Origin of the sequence: Microbacterium sp. MMO-35 (genome assembly GCF_037147555.1) — a bacterium.
Lineage (GTDB): Bacteria > Actinomycetota > Actinomycetes > Actinomycetales > Microbacteriaceae > Microbacterium.
On record NZ_JBBCVH010000003.1, the window covers coordinates 453,463 to 473,366 of the forward strand.

Below are 19,904 nucleotides of genomic sequence, written 5' to 3' on the forward strand. Positions count from 1 at the left end.
GGTTCAGCGCCCTCGAACGAAGGCACCGATGCCCTCGACGACTCGAGCGCGCTGCGACGCGGTCAGCGCCGACCCGCTGGGCAGGGTGAGGCCCGACGCGAACAGCTTCTCCGACGCGCCGTTGATGCTGCCCCGATGGTGGGCGAACACCGGCTGCGTGTGCATCGGCTTCCACAGCGGCCGGCTCTCGATGTCGTCCTGCGCGAGCGCCCGGGCGAGCTCGGACGGCGCCCAGCCGGCGCGGTCCTCGTCGACCAGGATCGACGTCAGCCAGACGTTGTCGTGCTCGTCTCCCTCGGCTCCGAAAACCTCGACCCCGGCGACCCCGGCGAACAGCTCCTTGTAGATTTCCCGCATCTCCCGCCGACGCGCGATCATCGCGTCGAGCCGCGACAGCTGCGCTCGCCCGAGAGCGGCGAGCAGGTTGCTCATCCGGTAGTTGTAGCCGATGTCGACGTGCTCGTAGTGCACCACCGGCTGACGGGCCTGCGTCGCGAGATACCGCACGTGGTCCGCGATCTCCGCGTCATCGGTGAGCAGCATGCCGCCGCCCGAGGTCGTCATGATCTTGTTCCCGTTGAAGGAGACGATCGATGCGCGCCCGAAGCTGCCCGCCGCTCGCCCGGCGTGCGAGGCGCCCAGCGACTCCGCCGCATCCGCGAGCACGGGGACGTCGAACTCCGCCGCGATCGCGAGGATCGACGTGTAGTCCACGGCCTTGCCGAGCAGGTCGACGGGAACGACCGCGCCGACATGCTCACCCGCGTCGCGCAGGCGCGTCAGAGCCTCTCGCAGCAGCGTGGGGTCCATGTTCCCGGTCTGCGGATCGGCGTCGACGAAATAGGGCTCGGCCCCCGTGTAGACGATCGCGTTGGTGGTCGCCGCGAAGGTCATCGTCGACGTCACGACGACGTCGCCGGGAGTGACACCCAGCGTCAGCAGCCCCAGGTGCAGGGCGGCCGTCCCCGAGCTCAGCGCGACGCCGTGCCCGACGTCGAGGCGCGCGGCCAACTCGGCCTCGAACGCGTCGACGTCCGGGCCGAGCGGTGCGATCCAGCCCGAACGCATCGCGGAGATGAGCGACTGCTCCTCCAGCTCCGTGACGTCCGGGGAGGACATGTAGATCCGATCAGCCATTCGCGGCGGCCTCCTGCAGCGCACGGGTCGATACGTCGACGACCTGGTCCACCGTGATGCGGTCGATGACCGCCGTGTCGTTGTCGCGCGGAACAGCCCTCATCCGCGCCTCCCAGCCGGCCTTGTCCAGACGCTCCGGGCTGATCGGTTCGGCGTGCGCGTGCGAGATCTGCGGATGGAACGGGCGCTCGAGGTTCTCCCGGGATCCGACCAGCTCCTCATGCAGCTTCTCCCCGTGCCGCAGGCCGGTGAACACGATCTCGATGTCCTTTCCCGACATCGAGATCATGCGCTTGGCGACCTCGAGGATCGAGACGGGCTCCCCCATGTCGAGGATGAGCACCTCGCCGGCACGGCCGATGCCGCCTGCCTGGATCACCAGCTGGCATGCCTCGGGGATGGTCATGAAGTACCGGGTCGCGTCGGGGTGGGTGACCGTGATCGGCCGATCCTCGGCGATCAGACGCTGGAACGTCGGCAGCATCGAGCCGCGGCTGCCGATCACGTTCCCGAAGCGCACCGAGAGGTACTGCATGCCCGTCTGCTCGCCCGCCCACGCGGTGAGCTTCTCGGCGACACGCTTCGAGTGCCCGAGCACGCTCGTCGGATTCGCCGCCTTGTCGGTGGAGATGTTGACGAAGTGGCACACGCCGACCCGCTGCGCCGCCCGCAGCACGTTCAGAGAGCCCAGGACGTTCGTCTTCCAGGCCTCGTCGGGGTACTGCTCGAGCATCGGCAGGTGCTTCAGAGCGGCCGCGTGGAAGACGACCTCGGGGCGGCGCTCGTCGAAGATGGCGTTCAGGACGGACGCATCGCGGATGTCCGCGAGCACGACCTCGTTGGAATCGAGCAAGCCGTTGCCCGTCGTTCCCAGCTGCGCGGTCTGCAGTCCCGTCTCATCCCGGTCGAGCATGATCAGCTCCCGGGGACCGAACCTCGCCAGCTGACGGCACAGCTCCGACCCGATGGATCCGCCCGCACCGGTCACGAGCACCCGCTTGCCGGTGATGTAGCCGGCGATGAGCTCCACATTGGTATCCACCGGATGCCGGCCGATGAGGTCCTCGATCTCGATGTCGCGGACGTCGATCCTCGTCGGGGCATCCATCATGAGGTCGGTGACCGACGGCGTGACCGAGACGCTCATGCCGGCGGCCTGTGCGGCGTCGCTCAGCCGACGCAGCAGCGCGCTGTCGGCGTTGCCCAGGGCGATGACGAGCCGCGTCGCGCCGGTGCGCTGCGCGAGCTCGGCGATCTGATCGCTGCAGCCGAGCACGGGCACGCCGCGCAGGCGCAGGTTCTTCTTCAGCGGATCATCGTCGATGAGGCCGACCGGGCGGATCGGCGAGATCGGGTCGGTGATGACGGTGTGCAGCAGGCGGTCGCCGAGGTAACCGGCTCCAAGCACGAGCGCCCGCTCGGCGTCGTCGCGCGGCTTGCGGGATCGCTGCAGGGTGACGCGCGTCGCATAGCGGATGCCGAACATGAGCAGCAGCACCAGCGGCCCGGCGAACAGCATGGTCGCTCGGGGAACGCCGATGCCGTTGCCGAACGGGATCACGGCGGTCGAGAACAGGACCGAGATGCCGAGCACGATGATCGCCAGCGCGCGCACCACCTCGAAGGATCCGTAGGAGTAGCGGCCTCGATAGAGGGCCACGCCATAGCCGACGACGAGCTGGATCGCGGCGGCGCCGAGCCCGAGGAACAGTGTCGCCAGCCAGCCCACCGTCGTCAGGGCGAAATCGAGTCGCAGCGCGACCGCGAGGAAGGTGCCGACCACCCATGCCCCGGCGTCCAGAAGCGCCATCAGGGTGCGCCTGTTTCGTTGTTGCCGGGTCATCACTCGGGCTGAGGCCGCGGAAGGCGCGATCACGCGCGCTGCAGTGCTCATCTCTTTCTGTTCCCCCCGTCGCGCAGGACTCCTCCACCCAAGAGAACAATCTACCCATATATCGGTACTCTGACATATCAGAGTCGTCACGTTGCACGAGGATCTCGCGCGCAACGGATCGAGGAGGAGCCGGGCCGTCGGCAGATCCGCCTCAGCGGGCGGGGACGACCGCCCGCTCCCAGCGATCCCCGCCGCGCGCCTGCGCGAGGGCGGATGCCTCGGCGGCAGCCGAGGTCAGCGCCCCGAGGTCGTAGTCGGCGTCCCGGACCCCGGCCCAGCCGACGCTCCCCGACACCCGCAGGGGCGCGCGCAGCCCCGCGTCCTCGATCGACGACACGCGGGCGAGCAGCGCCCTGAGGTGTCGGCGCACCTCCTCGTCCGAACCGGGCAGCAGCGCCCGCACCCGTCCGTCCGCGATCCTCTCCACGTCGGCCGCGACCGGCAGCGCATCCAGGACGTGCCCGTGGAACGCCTCGACGACCCCCGCGAACGCGACGGGCCCGAGCACCTCCTGCACGTCCGCCGGATCGTCGAGACGGATGTCGAGCAGCGACCAGGCCGGGTCGTGGCTGCGCCTGGCGCGGGCGAGGCGGACGCGCAGCACAGCGTGGTCGTCCTCGTCCCCCCTCCCCCCACCGCGCAGCAGCGTCTCCCCCCGGGTGAGCAGCACGATCGTGATCGCCGCGCACTGGCTGGTCAGTAGGATTCCGACGCCGTTGATGTCGCGGAGCATGCGCAGTTCGTCGCCCGGGGCGGATCCGACCCCGGTGATCCCCGCCGCGATGCCGAGCACGGCGACCACGACGAACGCCGATGAGACGAGCGCGAGCGGGATCACCACGTCCCGGGCGCTGATCCGCAGCCGGAACAGCTCCCACGCGGACATCCCCGCGAACACGGCTCCGGCCGAGAACACGACACGGAACACCGCCGGATACGCATCCGTGGTGGAGGTCAGTGCCAGTGCCGCGGGCCCGATCGCGATGTAGGCGATCGCCGCGGGCCAGAACGCCCGACGGTCCGCATAGAAGCGGATGCCGAGCCACAGCAGCGGTTCGAAGCACACGATGAGCCCCGACGACAGCGCCCGCAGCACAGCGCTGTCGAACTGGTTCGCCGCGACCCAGACGTAGGTCGCAAGCAGGGCGATGCCGAAGCCGACGGACCAGGTGATCGTGGCTCTGCTCGGCCGCGGCATCAGGGCCAGGCCGAACACCAGCGCAGCCGACAGCGTCACCAGCGCGACCAGGGTCGCGGAGGTGTTGACAGTGATGCCGATGGGGCCGGGGACGGTGATCATGCGTCGTTCCTCTCGGGGCGGCGCGGCAGGCGCACGCGCATGCGGGTACCCTCGCCGATACGGCTGTGCACGTCGACGGCGCCGCCGTGCGCGGTCACGATGTCCCGGACGGCGACGAGGCCCAGCCCTGTGCCCGGAACGCCGCTGTGCTCGGCCCGCTCGCCGCGGAAGTACGGCTGGAACAGCCTCTCGACATCGGCGGGAGCCATGCCGACCCCCGTGTCGGCGACGACGAGCTCGGCCCGTGCGTCTTCGGCGACGCCCAGCGAGACCACGACGGATCCTCCGGCCGGGGTGTACTTGACCGCGTTGCTCAGCAGATTGTCGATCACCTGCCGCAACCGGAAGGCATCCCCGTAGATGAGGAGCGCAGCGGCCCCGGTGACCGTGACCTGCAGCCTGCCGGCTGCGGCCGTCGGTAGGAACGACGACACCGACGCGTGCACGAGGGCGTGCAGGTCGACGGGTTCGGACAGCACGCGCGCGACGGGTCGCGATGCGTCCAACGCCGTCGTGACCAGGTCCTGCATGCGCTCGGCGGCACCCGCGACCAGGGCGAGCTGGTCGGCCATCCGTGCGGGCAGATCCGCCCGCTCCCGCAGAAGGTCGACGTGGCCCACGATCGCCGTGAGCGGGTTGCGCAGCTCGTGGGTGAGGATCGCGGACATCAGGCGGCGCTCCTCCGCCGCCGCCAGCCGGGCGGTCACGTCATCGATCGTGACCAGCACCATCGCCCCCTGATCGGCGTCGCCCGCCATCGGCAGCGTGTCCACCTCGAGCGCCCGCCACACCCCCTCGGCGTCGTAGAGCCACACCCGCTCGCCGTCGAGCCGTTCGCCGTGCGCGGCGCGGGCGAGCACGGTCCGGCGCATCGGCACCGGATCCCCCTCCCGGTCGTCATACTCGACGGCGGGAGCCGGCAGGGCCGACCCGTCGGCGTCGATCCCGTACAGCCGCCGGTAGGCGTCGTTCATCCGCAGGATCGCACCGTCCTCGCCGACCGTGACGAGGGCGGTGCCGAGCGCGTCGATGATCTGCGCCATCCGTCGCTCATGGGTCGCCGCGCGGCGGGCGACCCGATCGATCTGCTCGGATCCGCGCCGCAGCAGCCTGCGGGCGGCGCGCGATCGGCGCACGCCGATCCGGATCGTCGCTCCCAGGAAGCCGAGCGCGAACGCGGTGATCAGCAGGGCAGCACCACGTCCGAGACGACCCCGGACTGATTGGCGATCGTGAACAGGAACGCCGTGATCAGTGCGATGCCGCCGAGGACGGCGATCATCGAGGAGTACGTGGCGATCCAGGTGATCGGGATCACCCAGAGGAATCCGAGCCGGATATCCGGCGCCCGGGTGGTGAGACCGATCGCGGCGATGTCGACCATCGGCACGACGAGGATCGCGGCGGGCGGGATCCGCTCCCAGGGCAGCACGAGCGCGACGATCGTGGTGAGCAGCGCGAGCACGAGGCCTGCCGTGAAGAGAGGGGTGGCGAAGACCGTCGGCTTGAGCGCGGCGACGAGCACCGCGATCGCCACGGTGGTGCTGACGAAGATGAGCTGCCAGCGCCAGATCGACGCCCTGCGCGACATGCCGATCCTCTCTCTCCGCGCGGCACCACGCCGGCGCCGGATGCGCCGCACGGAGACGCTCCGGAGCTCGCCCGCTCAACGCTTCCGCAAGGTTATCCAAAGAACGACCCCAGGCGGTTCAACCGGGATATCGCGCCGCCTAGCATCGCAGGCAGACGGATGCCCTCCGTCGCCGGATCCGCGGCCCGAACGAGGATCCGGCACCAGTCTCCGATCGCCCCCGAATCCACGATCACCTGCCGAAGGAGGATGCGCGATGATTGCTCCCTCCTCCGTGGCCCCCGCCCCGCCCGGCCGCGGCTGGACGGTGCTGACCGGCGCCCTCGTCGCCCTCACCGTCGCGCTCGGGATCATCGCGGTGCCGTGGTCCCTGACCCAGGAGCGGGCCGTGCCCCCCGCCCCAGCAGGTCCCCGCTGGTTCGGCAGCTACGTCGACGTCGCCCGGGTCGGGGCGACGTCGAGTCTCGCCGGCGGATCCCCCTCGGACGCCGTCGTGCTCGCATTCGTCGGGGCCGTCTCGGCCGACGCCTGCACCGCGAGCTGGGCCGGCGCGTACTCCCTCGCCGACGCCGCGCGGGTCCTCGACCTGGACCACCGGATCGCACGCGTGCAGCAGGGCGGCCGGACGGTCGCGGTGTCGTTCGGTGGAACCGGAATCGAACTGGCGGGCGCCTGCGCATCGGTCGGCGATCTCGTGAGCGCCTACGCATCGGTGCTCGATCGCTATGCGGTGACCACCATGGATCTCGATCTGGGCGCCCGCAGCCTCGACGATCCCGCAGCCGGCGACCGCCGCGCGCAGGCCGTGGCGCAGCTGCAGGCGAACCGTCGCGCCGGCGGCACTCAGCTCGCCGTCTGGCTCACCCTGCCCGCCGGCCGCGGCGGGCTCAGCACGGACGGACTGCGGTCGGTCCGGCAGCTGCAGCAAGCGGGGGTTCGCCTGTCCGGCATCAACGCGATGACCGGGCACGACGACGCCCCCGAGGGCGGACAGCCGCGGGGCGCGGCGGCGATCGCGGCGCTCACCGCGATGCACGATCAGCTCGGACGCCTGTACGACGAACTGAACGTGGATCTGCCGGTGGGCGGCGTCTGGGCGATCATGGGCGCCACACCGACGATCGGGCGCGTCGAGGGCGAGGACCGGGCGTTCACCCTCGACGACGCTGCGACCCTCAACGCCTTCGCGCAGAAGCAGCGCCTCGCCCGGCTGTCGATGCGATCGACGAACGGCGACCCCGCGTGCGCCCCGGCGACGGATCCCGGCGCCGGCGCCTGCCGCGGGGCCCTCCCGCAGGACGACGCCTTCGCCGCCGTGCTGGGACGCGGACTCAGCGCCGCGACAGACCCGACCGCCTCGGCTCCGCCCTCCGCTACGGCGCCGGCACCGCCGGCTTCGACTCCCTCTCCGAGTCCGGACCCGTAACCGGACGTGGAGGGGAAGGCGCCTTCGGGAGGCGCCGCCCGCTCCCCGGGGCCCTGCCCGGGGAGCGGACACCGGTGGTCGATGGGGATCGACATCCGGCCTGTGGACCCGGGGGCCGAGGGGATCGGTCCCCGGAACCACACAGGGTTCGGGTCTCGGGACCCGCGCAGGCGGCAGGGGTCTTGGGGCCCCTGCCGCAGCTGAGGCGCGGACCCCGAGACCCGTGGCCGCTGCCCTGGACGTGGCCGTGGGCGTGGGCGTGGCCGTGGGCGAGGACTCAGCCGCCCGCCGAGGCGCCTTCCGCATGCGCGGTGAGCCGGTAGCCGACGCCGCGCACCGTCTCGATGTACCGAGGATCCGCGGTGCTGTCCCCGATCTTGCGTCGCAGGTTCGCCATGTGCGTCTCGATGGCCCGCCTGTCGGGCTCGCCCACATAGGGCGCGGATCCGAACGCCTCGCCGCGCAGCACGAGCGCGAGGTCGGACTTGCTGCGCACCCGCCGCTTGGACTCGAGCAGCGTGGCGAGCAGATCGAACTCGGTCGGCGTCAACTCGACCTCGTGCTGCGCCACGAGCACGGTGTGCGTGTCGAGATCGAGGCTGATGTCGCGGTGCGCATGCCATCGTCCCGCTGCGCCGCGCGGCGGGACGGCCATGGTGACGGAGGGGTTGCGCGCGGGCGTCGCGGAATCCCCGACGTCGGCGGGCGCGGCCGGCACCGCACCTGTCGACGCCGTGGCGCGCACCGGCGCCGCCTCGCCCGCGGGGGCGGCCGGCCCGGCGTGACGAGGACGACGCAGCAGCGCCTCGATGCGCGCCCGCAGCTCTCGCGGCCGGAACGGCTTGACCAGATACTCGTCGGCGCCGGAGGTGAGTCCGAGCACGACGTCCGACTCCTCCCCGAGCGCGGACAGCATGATGATGAACGTCGTGCTGAGCAGCCGGATCCGGCGTGCGGCCTCGAAGCCGTCGATGCCGGGGAGGTTGATGTCGAGCGTGGTGATGACCGGGCTGTGCTCGGCGACGGCGGCGACCCCGTCGAGACCGGTTGCGGCCAGGACCGTGCGGAATCCTGCAGCCCGGAAGACCTCCTCCAGCAGCGAGCGGACGTCCGGATCGTCTTCGACGATGACAGCGGTCTTCGTGGCGTCTTCGGTCATGCTCTTCCCTGCGGCTCCGGTCGTGAGCATCATACCGGCATGCGGGCTACGGTTCCGATCCTCGGCGAGCACAGCGCCCGGATCCTGGGCGAACGCGGCGAGACGACGGACCCGGACGTCCTCAGCGGCGTGCGGCGCGAGCGATCGTGACGATCCGCGGTGCGTCGGCGTCGAGGTCCTCCGCGGCGAGGTCGTCGGAGGCCGCCCCGACCGGGCGCTCCAGCTCGATGTCCCACCAGGCGTCGGCGAGCTCCTCCGCCATGCCACGCCCCCACTCCACCACGACGACGGATCCAGGTACGTCGACATCGAGATCGTCCAGCTCGGCGGCGGATCCGAGGCGGTACGCGTCCATGTGAACCAGCGGCGCCCCGCCGACCAGCGAGGGGTGGGTGCGCGCGATCACGAAGGTGGGGCTCTGCACCGGGCCGCGGACGCCGAGGCCGTCCGCCAGCCCGCGGGTGAATGTGGTCTTGCCCGCACCGAGCGGACCGGTGAGGATCAGCACGTCGCCGGCGACGAGGTCGGATCCGATCCGCCGGCCGAGCTCCTCCATCCCCTCGGCGGTACAGACCTCGCGCCGCCCCTCGAGGTCGTCGAGCGCGGTCACGACACGCTCCGGCGCGGCACCCGGGGGCCGATCCGCGTCACGATCTCGTAGTCGATGGTGTCCGCTGCATCCGCCCAGTCCCTCGCCGAGGGGACCCCCAGCGTCGGGTCGCCGAACAGCACGGCCTCATCGCCCACCGCCACCGGATCGTCGCCCACATCGACGAGGAACTGATCCATCGCGATCCGCCCGGCGACCGTGTAGCGGCGCCCCCCGATCTGCACGGGTCCGCGCCCCGACGCCTGCCGCGGCACGCCGTCGGCATAGCCCAGCGGAATCAGCGCGAGCGTGGTCTCGGCCTGGGTGCGGTGCGTGTAGCCGTACGAGACGCCGGTGCCCGCCGGCACGCGACGCACGGCGGCGACCGCCCCGCGCAGCGTCATGGCCGGGCGCAGACCGAGGTCTCCCGGATTCCGGTCGTCGAACGGGCTGACACCGTAGAGCCCGATCCCGATGCGCACCGCGTCGAACCGGGTCTCCGGTAGATCGATGGCCGCGGCGGTCGCCGCGAGATGACGCAGCTCCGGGTGGATCCCGTTCGCATCGGCCTCGGCGCACGCCGCCTCGAACGCCGCGAGGGCGGCGCGGTCGTCCTCCGGCGAGGTGTTGGAGACGTGGCTGAACAGGCCGACGATGCGGATCCGGCCGATGCGCTCCAGGCGTGCAGCCTCGGCGAGCAGCCGGGCGCGGTCGGCCGGGGCGATGCCGTTGCGGCTCAGGCCCGTCTCGAACTTGAGATGCACGGGGACCGGATCCGAGCCGCGTGACGCCTCCGCAGCGGCGAGCAGCTGCGCGAAGCTCGAGACGCCGAGCTCGATGCCGGCCTCGGCCGCATCGTCGAACCGACGCCCCGGCGCGTGCAGCCAGGCGAGGATCGGCGCGTTCACACCGTCGCGGCGCAGCTGCAGCCCCTCGTCGACCGTGGCGACGCCGAGCCGGGTCGCCCCTCCGGCGAGTGCGGCGACCGCGGCGGCCGTCGCCCCGTGCCCGTAGGCGTTCGCCTTGACGACGCCGATGACCTCGACGCCGGTGAGTCGGCGCAGATGCCGGGTGTTGTCGCTGATGGCGTCGAGATCGATCGTCGCCTCGCGGAACGGCACGGTCATGGGCGCCCCTCCTGCTCGCGCGGAACGGCACGGTCCTCCGCGGTTCCGCCCTGATGCCGAGGCCCCCCTGGGCCGTCGAGGCCCCCCGCTGCAGTCGTCGCTGTGTGGGGGTCTCGACTCTCCGCGGGGGTCTCGGCGGATCCGGACCGCGCCTCCGCGACGACGTGCGCGGCGGCGAGCCCGGCGTCGTGGGTGAGCGAGAGGTGCAACGTGGTGATGCCGCGCGCGGCGACGGCGACGGCGGTGCTGCCGGTCAGCACGAAATACGGCCGACCTGAGGGCTCGGACGCGACCTCGATCTCGGTCCAGTGCACGCCGTCGGATCCGCCCAGCGCCTTGATCAGCGCCTCCTTGGCCGCGTACCGCGCGGCGAGCGACGGCAGCCGCAGGCTCTGCTCGGAGGGCGCGAACAGCCGCTGCATGAGCCGGGGGGTGCGGGTCACCGTCCGCTCGAACCGCGGGATGTCCACGAGGTCGATGCCGGTGCCGATGATCACCGATTCAGCCTACCGGGCGGGATCCGGCCCTCCGTCGTCTCGTCGCTGCGCTCCTCGCTCAGGGACCACGGGAAGCGGGTCCGCAGCGGCGCGACCTCACTCCACCGTGACGGACTTGGCGAGGTTGCGCGGCTGGTCGACGTCCAGGCCCTTCGCGGTGGCGAGCGCCATGGCGAAGATCTGCAGCGGCACGACCGCGAGGATCGGCTCGAACAGGGCTCCCGCGAGGGGGATCCGGATGACCTCGTCGGCGAACGGCAGCACGGCCGCGTCGCCCTCCTCGGCGATCACGATCACCCGGGCTCCGCGGGCGCGGATCTCCTGGATGTTGGAGACCACCTTGGCGTGCAGCAGCGCGGAGTGCCGCGGCGACGGCACGAGCACGAACACCGGTTGGCCGGGCTCGATCAGGGCGATCGGGCCGTGCTTGAGCTCGCCGGCGGCGAAGCCCTCGGCGTGGATGTAGGAGATCTCCTTGAGCTTGAGCGCACCCTCGAGCGCGATCGGGTAGCCCACGTGGCGTCCGAGGAACAGCACCGAGCGGGTGTCGGCCATCCAACCCGCGAGCTGAGCGACATGGGTCTGCTCCTCGGCGAGCACCTCGGCGATCTTGGCGGGCAGGCTCTCCAGCTCGGCGACGGCCACGGTGCCGTCGGCCGCGGAGAGCGTGCCGCGCACGCGTCCCGCGTGCAGGCCGAGCAGCAGCAGCGCCGTGATCTGCGCCACGAACGCCTTGGTCGACGCGACCGCGACCTCGGGGCCGGCGTGCGTGTAGACGACCGCGTCCGACTCGCGCGGGATCGTCGCACCCTGGGTGTTGCAGATCGACAGGGTGCGCGCGCCGCGCTCACGGGCGTACTTCACGGCCATCAGTGTGTCCATGGTCTCGCCCGACTGGCTGATCGACACCACCAGCGTGGCCTCGCCGATCACCGGGTCGCGGTAGCGGAACTCGTGCGCGAGCTCGACGTCGACCGGCACGCGCGCCCACTGCTCGAGCGCGTACTTGCCGACCATGCCCGCGTACGACGCGGTGCCGCAGGCGGTGATGATGATGCGGTCGATCCCGCGGAACAGCTCGTCGGATCCGTCCAGCTCGGGGATCACGACGGCGCCGTCCTGCACGCGTCCGCGGATCGTGTTCGCGACCGCGTCGGGCTCCTCGGCGACCTCCTTGGCCATGAAGCTCGGCCAGCCGCCCTTCTCGGCGGACGACGCGTCCCACGAGACCTCGAACGGCTCGGGGATCACGGCGGCGCCCGCGAAGTCGGTGACGGTCACCTCGGAGGGCGTGATCGCGACGATCTCGTCCTGACCGATCGCGAGCGCATGACGCGTGTGCTCCACGAACGCGGCCACGTCGGATCCGAGGAAGTTCTCGCCCTCGCCGAGGCCGACCACCAGCGGGGAGTTGCGACGTGCGGCGACCACGAGACCGGGCTCGTCCTCGTGCACGGCGAGCAGGGTGAAGGCGCCCTCGAGGCGGTTGACCACCGCGCGGAACGCCGCACGCAGGTCACCGGTGCGGCGGTACTCGCGCCCGACCAGGGCCGCCGCCACCTCGGTGTCCGTCTCGCTGCGGAACGTCACCCCTTCGGCCTCGAGCTCGGCGCGCAGGGCGGCGAAGTTCTCGATGATGCCGTTGTGGATGAGCGCCAGCTTGTCGCCGTCGGCCAGGTGCGGGTGCGCGTTCGCATCGGTCGGCCCGCCGTGCGTGGCCCAGCGGGTGTGGCCGATGCCGGTGCTGCCGTCGGGCAGCGCGGCGTCGGCGAGCGAGTCGCGCAACATCTGCAGCTTGCCCGCCTTCTTGCGCATGCCGAGGGATCCGGCCTCATCGATCACGGCGATGCCGGCCGAGTCGTACCCTCGGTACTCCAGACGAGCGAGGCCCGCGAGCAGGATGTCCTGGCTGGGGCGCGACCCCACGTATCCGACGATTCCACACATGGTTTCCAGGGTACGGGCGGGAGTTTGCGCAGGAGCCGTACGAATGACCGGTCAGCGACCGGGCGGACGCTCCCCGTGCAGGCTCTCGTACACGTCGTCGACGAACTCGGCGATCGCACCGGCACCGGTCACCGGGCCGCCGGCGAGCATCCCGTCCATGCCGAGCAGGACCGCGGTCGGGGTGGAGAAGTCGCCGATCGAACCGCTCGCGTAGCGGTGCGGGTCGTGCAGCGTCTGCGGCTCGGCGGCGGAGGTGAGGGTGCTCTCCTCCGGTCGCAGCTGCAGCACCAGGCGCACGGAGACCTCGGGCAGCAGTGAACGATACGCCCCGGCGCTCTCGATCACCGGAGTGCAGGATCCGCAGGTCTCGGAGACGAAGAGCAGCAGGAGCGGCTGCTGCGCGGCGAGCTCGCGCAGGTTCACCGTCTCACCGTCGCCGAGTTGCACGGGCACCGAGGGGGTGCGCGTACGCAGGTAGTCTTCGAGCTCCGCGTCCTCGCCGCGAGCGGGCACCGCCGCACTCGGCTGACCGGCGCGCGCCGGCCCGGCGTCATCGGAGGAGCGCTCCCAGGTCAGCGCGAAGGTCACCGCCACGGCCGCGAACGCGAGCGTCCAGGGCCAGAAGGCGGCCGCCAGCACGACGACGCCGCCGAACGGCGGGAGCGCCCCGATCGTCGCGGCGGCGACCACGGCCAGCAGCGTCAGCCAGGCGTTGCGCAGCAGCGTGCGCCCTGTGATCGGGCGACGCTCGCCGAAGCAGGCGCACGATGCGTCCGGCGTCCGCAGTCGTGCCCGCCACACCATCGCGAGGTACGCCGCGAACAGGAGCACCGCGACCACCGCAGCGACCGTCCCGAGGAGTCCGCCGAGCAGCAGCAGCGCCGCGGCGAGCACCAGCTCCGCGATCGGATGCAGCCGGATCAGCCACGCCCGGCGCAGGACGGCGGGGATCCCCAGCGCCTCCCAGCCCGCGGCGTCATCGGGAGCGCGCAGCTTCGCGACCCCGCTGACCGCGAGCACCCCGACCAGGATGAGCGTCGACGACAGCGCCAGCGCCGGCAGCAGAAACACGTATAGAGCACTCCCCATGCTGTCAGTATCCCAGCCGCGGAGAACAGCGGACGCGGAACGGATCCCGGATCAACGCGTTCCGCGCCGTGATCCGAACCGCGTCAGAGCTTGCGCAGCAGCACCGACTCGACGGCGTGCGAGGCGCCCTTGTTCAGCACGAGCGTCGCGCGGTGCTTGGTCGGCATCACGTTCTCGATGAGGTTCGGCAGATTGATCTCGTTCCAGTACCCCATCGCCGTGGCGACGGCCTCGTCGTCGGTGAGGTGCGCGAACACGTTGAAGTACGACGACGGGTTCGTGAACGCGCCCTGGCGCAGCGCGAGGAACCGGTCGACGTACCACTGCGCGATGTGGTCGAGCTCGGCGTCGACGTAGATCGAGAAGTCGAAGAGGTCGCTGACGGCGACGTCGTTGGGCGCGGGCGGCGGCTGCAGCACGTTCAGTCCCTCGACGATCACGACGTCGGGCCGGCGCACCACGACGTGGGCGTCCGGGACGATGTCGTAGCGGATATGCGAGTAGAACGGCGCGCGCACCTCGTCGGCGCCGCTCTTCACCTTCGTGAGGAACTCGATCAGGGCGCGCCGGTCGTACGACTCGGGGAACCCCTTCCGGTCCATGATGCCGCGGCGCTCGAGCTCGGCGTTCGGGTGGAGGAATCCGTCGGTCGTGACGAGCTCGACGCGGGGTGTGCCGGGCCACCGGCTCATCAGCTCGCGCAGCAGACGCGCGATCGTCGACTTGCCGACCGCGACGGATCCGGCCACGCCGACGACGAACGGGGTGGTGTCGTCGGCCTCGCCGAGAAACTGGCTGGTCGCCTCGCCGAGCCGCTTGGTGCTCGTGGCGTACAGGCTGAGGAGGCGGCTCAGCGGGAGGTAGACCTCCTGCACCTCGGTGAGGTCGAGGCGATCGCCCAGGCCCCGGATCTCGACGACCTCGGTCTCGCTGAGCGGCTGATCGAGCCCCTGCGCGAGGCGCGCCCAGTCGGCGCGGTCGATGCGACGATACGGCGACAGCGGCGCGAGGGGATCGGGGCTCACGCGCTCCATCGTATCCGCGCGCAGGCCGTGCCTTCGGCACGCGCACCTGTCGCCGGCGGCTCCCTGCCTTCCGACAGATCGGCGTCACCGCGGCCGGGTATTCTTCCTCCGTGCGTCTCGGAGTGCTCGACATCGGATCCAACACCGTCCACCTGCTCGCCGCCGACGTGCATCCCGGCGGCCGCCCGCTCGCGACCACGAGCGATCGCACCGTGCTGCGCCTGATGCGGTTCCTGACCCCGTCCGGGGCGATCAGCGAAGCGGGCGTGCAGGCGCTCGTGGACGCCGTCGTGCGAGCCCGCACGATCGCCGCGCAGGAGAAGGTCGATGCGCTGCTGGCCACGGCGACGAGCGCGGTGCGCGAGGCCGCGAACGGCGCCGACGTGATCGCCCGCGTCGAGGCGGCACTCGGCCAGCCGCTGCAGGTGCTCGACGGCGAGACCGAGGCGCGCCTGACGTTCCTCGCCGTGCGCCGCTGGTTCGGCTGGTCGGCGGGACAGATCCTGCTCTTCGACATCGGCGGCGGATCCTTCGAGATGGCAGCCGGATCCGAGGAGCTGCCGGACATCGCCGCCTCCGTCCCGCTCGGCGCGGGCCGTTCGACGCTGATGTTCCTGCCCGACGACCCGCCCGGCGAGGAGGCCGTCGAGCGCCTGCGGGCGCACGCCTCCGATGTCTTCGCACCGGTCGCCGCCCGGTTCTCCGCGCTGCCCCGCCCCGATCATGTGGTCGGCTCGTCGAAGGCGATCCGCTCGCTCGCCCGGCTCGTGGGCTCCCCCGCGCCGGGCTCCTCGACCGGCTCGGGGTCCGACGCGGCGATGCTGCTGCCGCGCGCGTCGCTCGGATCCTGGATCCCGCGACTCGCGCGGCTGCCCGCATCGGCCCGTCAGGAGCTGCCCGGGATCACCCCGGACCGCACCTTCCAGATCGTGGCCGCCGCGGTCGTGCTGCACACCGCGATGACGGCGATGTCCGTCGACGAGCTCGAGGTGTCGCCCTGGGCGCTGCGCGAGGGCGTGCTGCTGCGCTACATCGAGGACCGCGCGCACGACCGCGACGCGTAGCGGGAGCCTGCCGCAGCGTGGCAGCCCGCGCCCTTAGGCTGGAGCGATGAGCGAAGAGGGGCACGGCGGCACGCGCGACGGGGGTGGGCCGATGCGCCCGCGCACGCGCCGTGAGTTGCGCGCCGCCCGCGAGGCGGCCCACGCCGAGGCGGCCCGCGCCGCCGCCCCGCGGCCGGTCAAGCGTCTGCGCAACCGCACGCCCGTGATCGCCCCGGATCCCATGCCGCAGGGCGCACCCACGATCCTCACCGTCTGCACGGGCAACATCTGCCGCTCGCCGCTCGCCGAGGTGCTGCTTCGGACACGGCTCGAGGAGTTCGGGGTGCGCGTGCACAGCGCCGGCACCCATGCCCTGGTCGGCGCCGGAATGCCCGAGGAGGCGCAGGCCGTCGCCCTGGCCCGGCACGCTCGCCCCGCCGACGTCGCGGCCCATCGCGGCAGGCGCCTGCGCGAGCAGATGCTGCTCGAGTCCGATCTCGTGCTCACCATGACGCAGGAGCAGCGCGGATTCGCCGTCCAGCTCGTGCCGAGCAGGCTGCACCGCATCTTCCCGGCGCGGGAGTTCGCCCGCGCCGCGAGCGGACTGCCCGATGCGGAGGTCCGCCGACTCGCAGCGACGGGCGGCGACGACCCGCGAGCACGGCTGGGCGCCGTGATCATGGCGATCGCGGGGCGACGCGGATCGATCAGCGACGACGACGACGTACTCGACCCCTATCGCCTGGGGTCCGCCGCGTACGAGACCTCGGCCGCACAGCTGGATCCCGCCCTCGCCGAGGTCGAGCGCGTCGTGCAGGCGGCGCTCGGCAGGACGGCGGAATGAGCGACGTCGCCGCCGACGCCCCGGAGCGGCCCACGGAATCGGGCTCCCCGACGCGCCGCCGTCTGCGCCGATTCGCCTCGAGCGCGTGGTTCCAGCTGCTGCTCGCCGTGGTGGTGACCGGGCTCGTGCTCTCGTTCATCGCGAAGCCGTACGTGGTCCCGTCCGGATCCATGCAGCAGACGCTCGAGATCGGCGACCGCGTGCTCGTGAACCGACTCGCCTACGTCTGGGCGGATCCGGGGCGCGGGGACATCGTGGTGTTCGACGCGGACGAGTCCTGGGGGGGCTCGGCCGTGCAGGATCCGCCGTGGAAGGCGGCGCTGCGCTGGGTCGGCGAGGTCACCGGCTTCGGCCCCTCCGGCCCGCACACGCTCGTGAAGCGCATCGTGGCGACGCCCGGGCAGAAGGTCGAGTGCTGCACCGTCGACGGCCGGCTGATCGTCGACGGCGTGCCCGTCGACGAGCCCTACGTGTATCAGGACCTCCCGTTCCAGGCGGGGAGCCTGGACTGCTCCACCACACCGCGCTCGCCGCGCTGCTTCCCCGCGGTGACCGTCCCCGCGGACTCCTATCTCGTGCTCGGCGATCACCGCTCCGACTCGGCGGACGGCGCCGTCCGCTGCCGCGCCCCCGGGGCCGAGGCGCCCGGGTGCTTCCGGTGGGCGCGCCGCGACGAGATCGTGGGCCGTGTCGTGGCGACGCTGTGGCCGGTCTCCCGCTGGCGAGGTTTCTGACGAACCCGTCGTCTCTGAGGAGCCCGTCGAGCGCCGTCGCATCCCCCTCCGGCCGGCGTACCCCGCTCCCGTCGGCCGCCCCCGCTCCCGCGCTCCACTGCACGTCCAGCCTGCTCGTCTAGGCTCGATCCGTGTCCGCCGCCGATCCGCCCCCGATGACCCGACGCGAGTGGAGGCGGCGCGAGGAGCAGGCCCGCCGTTCCGCCGGCACGGGCCGACCCGCGCCGGCACTCTCCCTCGACCTCGACGGCGCCTTCGAGCAGGCGCTGCGCCCCGACGGCCATGTCGGTGCCGACCCGCATACGCCCGCCGAGATCCTGATCGTGTGCACCGGCAACATCTGCCGCTCCCCGCTCGCCGAGGTCCTCCTGCGGGAACGGCTGAGCGGCGTCGGCGTCGTGGTGCGTTCGGCCGGCACGCACGCGCTGACCGGCCACGGCATGTCACCCGAGGCGCAGGAGCTCGCGGTCCGTCTCGGCGGCGATCCCTCAGCCGCGGCGGCCCACCGGGGGCGGCTGCTCGACGAGGAGCTCCTGCTCACCTCCGACCTCGTGCTCACCATGACGGCCGAGCACAGCACCTTCACCGTGCAGCGGGCACCCGCCCGGCTGCGGCAGGTGTTCGCGGTGCGCACCTTCGCCCGCCTCTCCGCCGGGCTGAGCGACGCGGATCTCCAGGCGATCGCGCAAGAGGCGGGCACCCCACCGCGCGCCCGCCTGGACGCGGTCGTGCGCGCGGTCGGCGAGCGCCGGGGGATCGTGCCCGCGCAGGGCGAGGAGGAGGTGTCGGACCCGTACCGGCGCGGCATGGCCGCCTACGAGCGCTCCGCTGCCGAGCTGATCCCCGCGCTCGACGAGGTCGTCCGGGTCGTGCGGACGACCCTCGTCACGACGTCTTGACCGCAGTCGCCCCCGCAGACGGGGACCAGGTGATCCGCCCCACGGAGAAGTCCTGGATCGTGACGCCCTTCTCCACGCGCTGGTCAGACACGGGGAACCCGAGTCCGGGATTCCAGACGGCGAGGATCGCGCCCACGACGAGGAACGCGCCGGCCGAGGAGAGGAATGCCCTGCCGCCTGCGCCCGACCCCAGCTCGGGGATCAGGACGTCCTGCATGCCGTCCGCGAACGGGCGCAGCGGCACGCGGCCGGCCCGGCGCAGCAGGTCGCCGATCTCCGGCGGAGAGCTCAACCAGCCCGCCGGCGTCGCGAAGCGTACGCCGTTCTCGTAGTCCTGCCCGTATCCGTCCGGGAGCGGGAAGACCGGCCCGACCGGACGGCCAAGCTTCGCATCGGCGTTCTGCGAGAAGACGAGCGCCTCGTGTCGCAGCGGGACCCCGTTGTTCCCGAACCACTGCGCGCTGTACGCGGCGGGCTTCGGCGACAGGTCGACGGCGGCGAGGCCGAACCCGTCCGCGGCGCTCTGATCCCGGTGGTGATGGATGAACAGCGGTCCGGCGAAGGCGCTCTCGTTCCACTGCATCATCCCGGAGATCACGAGCGCGTTCTGCGCGTCCGCGCCGACCGCACGGCTGTCGGCACCGTATTCGGTCGCCCAGATCCTCTTCTCCCCCTCGCCCCGGGCGCGCAGGATCCGCTGCATCTCGACGACCTCCCGCGTCGGGGTGCCATCCCAGCGCGCGGCATCCGACATGCTCTGCGCGTCGTAGGGGTGGAACGCGTACGCGTCCACGGCCCCGATGCCGGCATCGAGCATCTGGCGGAAGAATCGCACGGGCGACATCAGGCCGTCGGCATCCGGGGCGGGGCCCAGACCCGCGGCGAGGATGATCGCGGAGGGGTCGGCGCTGCGGATGGCCGGGACGGCCGCACGGGTCATGGCGGCATAGGCCACGGGATCCGGATCCGGTGCGAAGTACTGGCGTCCGTTCGGCTCGTTCCACAGCTCGTAGGCGGAGATCCTGCCGCGATACCGCTGTACCGCGAGGGAGATGAAGCGCGCCCAGGCCGCCGGATCGGCGGGCCGGGTCTGCTGATTCGACGACCCTCCCAGTGCGGCCCAGGGCGGGGTCGTGGTGAAGACCCCGAGGATCGACATGCCGTCGCCGCGGGCGAGGTCGACCACCCGGTCCAGCCCCGTCCAGATCAGGCTCCCCCGCGTCTGCTCGATCCAGCGCCAGGGGATGTCGATGCGGAGGTTCTGCACCCCCAGCGCGCGCATGAACGCGAAGCTCTGCACCTGCGAGTCGGCGCTCTCGGCGAGGAGCCCGGAGTTCGCGGAGATGCCGATGCCGCTGAACGCCGGCACGGTCGTTGCCGCATTCGCCGGGGCGGCGACGCCGCCGCCGAGCGCGACTCCGGCCGCTCCTGCCGCGACGAGGAACGCGCGCCGCGAGATCGACCCGCGCACGGGCGCCTTCGGTGTGGAGCGGAACGCGGGCATCGGAACTCACCTTCTGCCGACCGGCGCCTGCCGGAGGATGGGCCTGGACGCCACGCCCGCGATAAATATATCGGTTTGCAGTTGTCATTAGATATACCG

At 72.0% G+C, this 19,904-nt stretch carries 17 protein-coding genes and 1 pseudogene; 5 read left to right on the top strand and 13 right to left on the bottom strand.

Annotation, left to right across the window (positions count from 1 at the left end; all coding sequences use genetic code 11):
* Window positions 1-3: 3 nt before the first annotated feature.
* The 5 genes from WFJ01_RS09010 to WFJ01_RS09030 form a co-directional block, all read right to left on the bottom strand.
* Window positions 4-1,137: a DegT/DnrJ/EryC1/StrS family aminotransferase gene (locus WFJ01_RS09010; protein WP_292883891.1), complete on the bottom strand. Its 1,134-nt coding sequence runs from the start codon at window positions 1,135-1,137 to the stop codon at window positions 4-6.
* Complete coding sequence (locus WFJ01_RS09015; RefSeq protein WP_292883890.1) at window positions 1,130-2,947, bottom strand: polysaccharide biosynthesis protein; 1,818 nt, start codon at window positions 2,945-2,947, stop codon at window positions 1,130-1,132. Before WFJ01_RS09015 ends, WFJ01_RS09010 begins: the two co-directional genes overlap by 8 nt.
* 235 nt (window positions 2,948-3,182) lie before the next feature.
* A complete protein-coding gene (locus tag WFJ01_RS09020; protein ID WP_292883889.1) occupies window positions 3,183-4,331 on the bottom strand; it encodes a hypothetical protein in 1,149 nt (382 codons plus the stop codon).
* Window positions 4,328-5,467, bottom strand: coding sequence for a PAS domain-containing sensor histidine kinase (locus WFJ01_RS09025; RefSeq protein ID WP_336628845.1), 1,140 nt, complete (start codon window positions 5,465-5,467; stop codon window positions 4,328-4,330). The genes WFJ01_RS09020 and WFJ01_RS09025 overlap by 4 nt, the downstream gene beginning before the upstream one ends.
* A gap of 47 nt (window positions 5,468-5,514) precedes the next feature.
* Entirely contained in the window at window positions 5,515-5,922 is a 408-nt protein-coding gene (locus WFJ01_RS09030) for a hypothetical protein (protein ID WP_336628846.1), read from the bottom strand.
* Window positions 5,923-6,178: 256 nt separating this feature from the next.
* Here WFJ01_RS09030 and WFJ01_RS09035 point away from each other — a divergent pair, with 256 nt between their 5' ends.
* Window positions 6,179-7,348: a glycosyl hydrolase family 18 gene (locus tag WFJ01_RS09035; RefSeq protein WP_292883887.1), complete on the top strand. Its 1,170-nt coding sequence runs from the start codon at window positions 6,179-6,181 to the stop codon at window positions 7,346-7,348.
* A 277-nt stretch (window positions 7,349-7,625) separates the two neighbouring features.
* Here the strand turns inward: WFJ01_RS09035 and WFJ01_RS09040 are convergent, their stop codons facing one another.
* The 7 genes and pseudogenes from WFJ01_RS09040 to coaA form a co-directional block, all read right to left on the bottom strand.
* Window positions 7,626-8,507: a response regulator transcription factor gene (locus WFJ01_RS09040; RefSeq protein ID WP_292883886.1), complete on the bottom strand. Its 882-nt coding sequence runs from the start codon at window positions 8,505-8,507 to the stop codon at window positions 7,626-7,628.
* Window positions 8,508-8,628: 121 nt separating this feature from the next.
* A complete protein-coding gene (gene tsaE, locus WFJ01_RS09045; protein WP_442928053.1) occupies window positions 8,629-9,117 on the bottom strand; it encodes a tRNA (adenosine(37)-N6)-threonylcarbamoyltransferase complex ATPase subunit type 1 TsaE in 489 nt (162 codons plus the stop codon).
* The gene (alr, locus tag WFJ01_RS09050; protein ID WP_292883885.1) at window positions 9,114-10,223 is read right to left on the bottom strand and encodes an alanine racemase; all 1,110 of its coding nucleotides are present in this window, start codon (window positions 10,221-10,223) and stop codon (window positions 9,114-9,116) included. The genes tsaE and alr overlap by 4 nt, the downstream gene beginning before the upstream one ends.
* A gap of 149 nt (window positions 10,224-10,372) precedes the next feature.
* Window positions 10,373-10,720 (bottom strand): annotated as a pseudogene (locus WFJ01_RS09055) (holo-ACP synthase); the annotation flags it as partial.
* 96 nt (window positions 10,721-10,816) lie between these two features.
* The gene (glmS, locus tag WFJ01_RS09060; RefSeq protein WP_292883884.1) at window positions 10,817-12,667 is read right to left on the bottom strand and encodes a glutamine--fructose-6-phosphate transaminase (isomerizing); all 1,851 of its coding nucleotides are present in this window, start codon (window positions 12,665-12,667) and stop codon (window positions 10,817-10,819) included.
* Window positions 12,668-12,718: 51 nt separating this feature from the next.
* Entirely contained in the window at window positions 12,719-13,756 is a 1,038-nt protein-coding gene (locus WFJ01_RS09065; protein ID WP_292883883.1) for a MauE/DoxX family redox-associated membrane protein, read from the bottom strand.
* A gap of 83 nt (window positions 13,757-13,839) precedes the next feature.
* Entirely contained in the window at window positions 13,840-14,790 is a 951-nt protein-coding gene (gene coaA, locus WFJ01_RS09070; protein ID WP_442928054.1) for a type I pantothenate kinase, read from the bottom strand.
* Window positions 14,791-14,891: 101 nt separating this feature from the next.
* Here coaA and WFJ01_RS09075 point away from each other — a divergent pair, with 101 nt between their 5' ends.
* The 4 genes from WFJ01_RS09075 to WFJ01_RS09090 all read left to right on the top strand — a co-directional run bounded on the left by WFJ01_RS09075 (window position 14,892) and on the right by WFJ01_RS09090 (window position 18,301).
* Window positions 14,892-15,845 (top strand): Ppx/GppA phosphatase family protein, encoded by a 954-nt coding sequence (locus tag WFJ01_RS09075; protein WP_292883881.1) that lies wholly within the window; start codon window positions 14,892-14,894, stop codon window positions 15,843-15,845.
* A 46-nt stretch (window positions 15,846-15,891) separates the two neighbouring features.
* Complete coding sequence (locus WFJ01_RS09080) at window positions 15,892-16,668, top strand: arsenate reductase/protein-tyrosine-phosphatase family protein (protein WP_292883880.1); 777 nt, start codon at window positions 15,892-15,894, stop codon at window positions 16,666-16,668.
* Window positions 16,665-17,402, top strand: coding sequence for a signal peptidase I (gene lepB / locus WFJ01_RS09085; RefSeq protein WP_292883879.1), 738 nt, complete (start codon window positions 16,665-16,667; stop codon window positions 17,400-17,402). The genes WFJ01_RS09080 and lepB overlap by 4 nt, the downstream gene beginning before the upstream one ends.
* A 131-nt stretch (window positions 17,403-17,533) precedes the next feature.
* Window positions 17,534-18,301 carry an arsenate reductase/protein-tyrosine-phosphatase family protein gene (locus WFJ01_RS09090; RefSeq protein WP_292883878.1) on the top strand — a complete coding sequence of 256 codons (768 nt, stop codon included), beginning with the start codon at window positions 17,534-17,536 and terminating at the stop codon, window positions 18,299-18,301.
* Here the strand turns inward: WFJ01_RS09090 and WFJ01_RS09095 are convergent.
* A complete protein-coding gene (locus WFJ01_RS09095) occupies window positions 18,288-19,805 on the bottom strand; it encodes a cellulase family glycosylhydrolase (protein ID WP_292883877.1) in 1,518 nt (505 codons plus the stop codon). The two genes, WFJ01_RS09090 and WFJ01_RS09095, sit on opposite strands and share 14 nt — an antisense overlap.
* Between the last annotated feature and the right edge of the window lie 99 nt (window positions 19,806-19,904).

Bases quoted from the DNA above. Each gene is read 5' to 3' on its own strand.
- WFJ01_RS09010 (WP_292883891.1), bottom strand. From the start codon at position 1,137: ATGGCTGATCGGATCTACATGTCCTCCCCGGACGTCACGGAGCTGGAG.
- WFJ01_RS09015 (WP_292883890.1), bottom strand. From the start codon at position 2,947: ATGGCGCTTCTGGACGCCGGGGCATGGGTGGTCGGCACCTTCCTCGCG.
- WFJ01_RS09020 (WP_292883889.1), bottom strand. From the start codon at position 4,331: ATGATCACCGTCCCCGGCCCCATCGGCATCACTGTCAACACCTCCGCG.
- WFJ01_RS09030 (WP_336628846.1), bottom strand. From the start codon at position 5,922: ATGTCGCGCAGGGCGTCGATCTGGCGCTGGCAGCTCATCTTCGTCAGC.
- WFJ01_RS09035 (WP_292883887.1), top strand. From the start codon at position 6,179: ATGATTGCTCCCTCCTCCGTGGCCCCCGCCCCGCCCGGCCGCGGCTGG.
- WFJ01_RS09040 (WP_292883886.1), bottom strand. From the start codon at position 8,507: ATGACCGAAGACGCCACGAAGACCGCTGTCATCGTCGAAGACGATCCG.
- alr (WP_292883885.1), bottom strand. From the start codon at position 10,223: ATGACCGTGCCGTTCCGCGAGGCGACGATCGATCTCGACGCCATCAGC.
- glmS (WP_292883884.1), bottom strand. From the start codon at position 12,667: ATGTGTGGAATCGTCGGATACGTGGGGTCGCGCCCCAGCCAGGACATC.
- WFJ01_RS09065 (WP_292883883.1), bottom strand. From the start codon at position 13,756: ATGGGGAGTGCTCTATACGTGTTTCTGCTGCCGGCGCTGGCGCTGTCG.
- coaA (WP_442928054.1), bottom strand. From the start codon at position 14,790: ATGGAGCGCGTGAGCCCCGATCCCCTCGCGCCGCTGTCGCCGTATCGT.
- WFJ01_RS09080 (WP_292883880.1), top strand. From the start codon at position 15,892: ATGAGCGAAGAGGGGCACGGCGGCACGCGCGACGGGGGTGGGCCGATG.
- lepB (WP_292883879.1), top strand. From the start codon at position 16,665: ATGAGCGACGTCGCCGCCGACGCCCCGGAGCGGCCCACGGAATCGGGC.
- WFJ01_RS09095 (WP_292883877.1), bottom strand. From the start codon at position 19,805: ATGCCCGCGTTCCGCTCCACACCGAAGGCGCCCGTGCGCGGGTCGATC.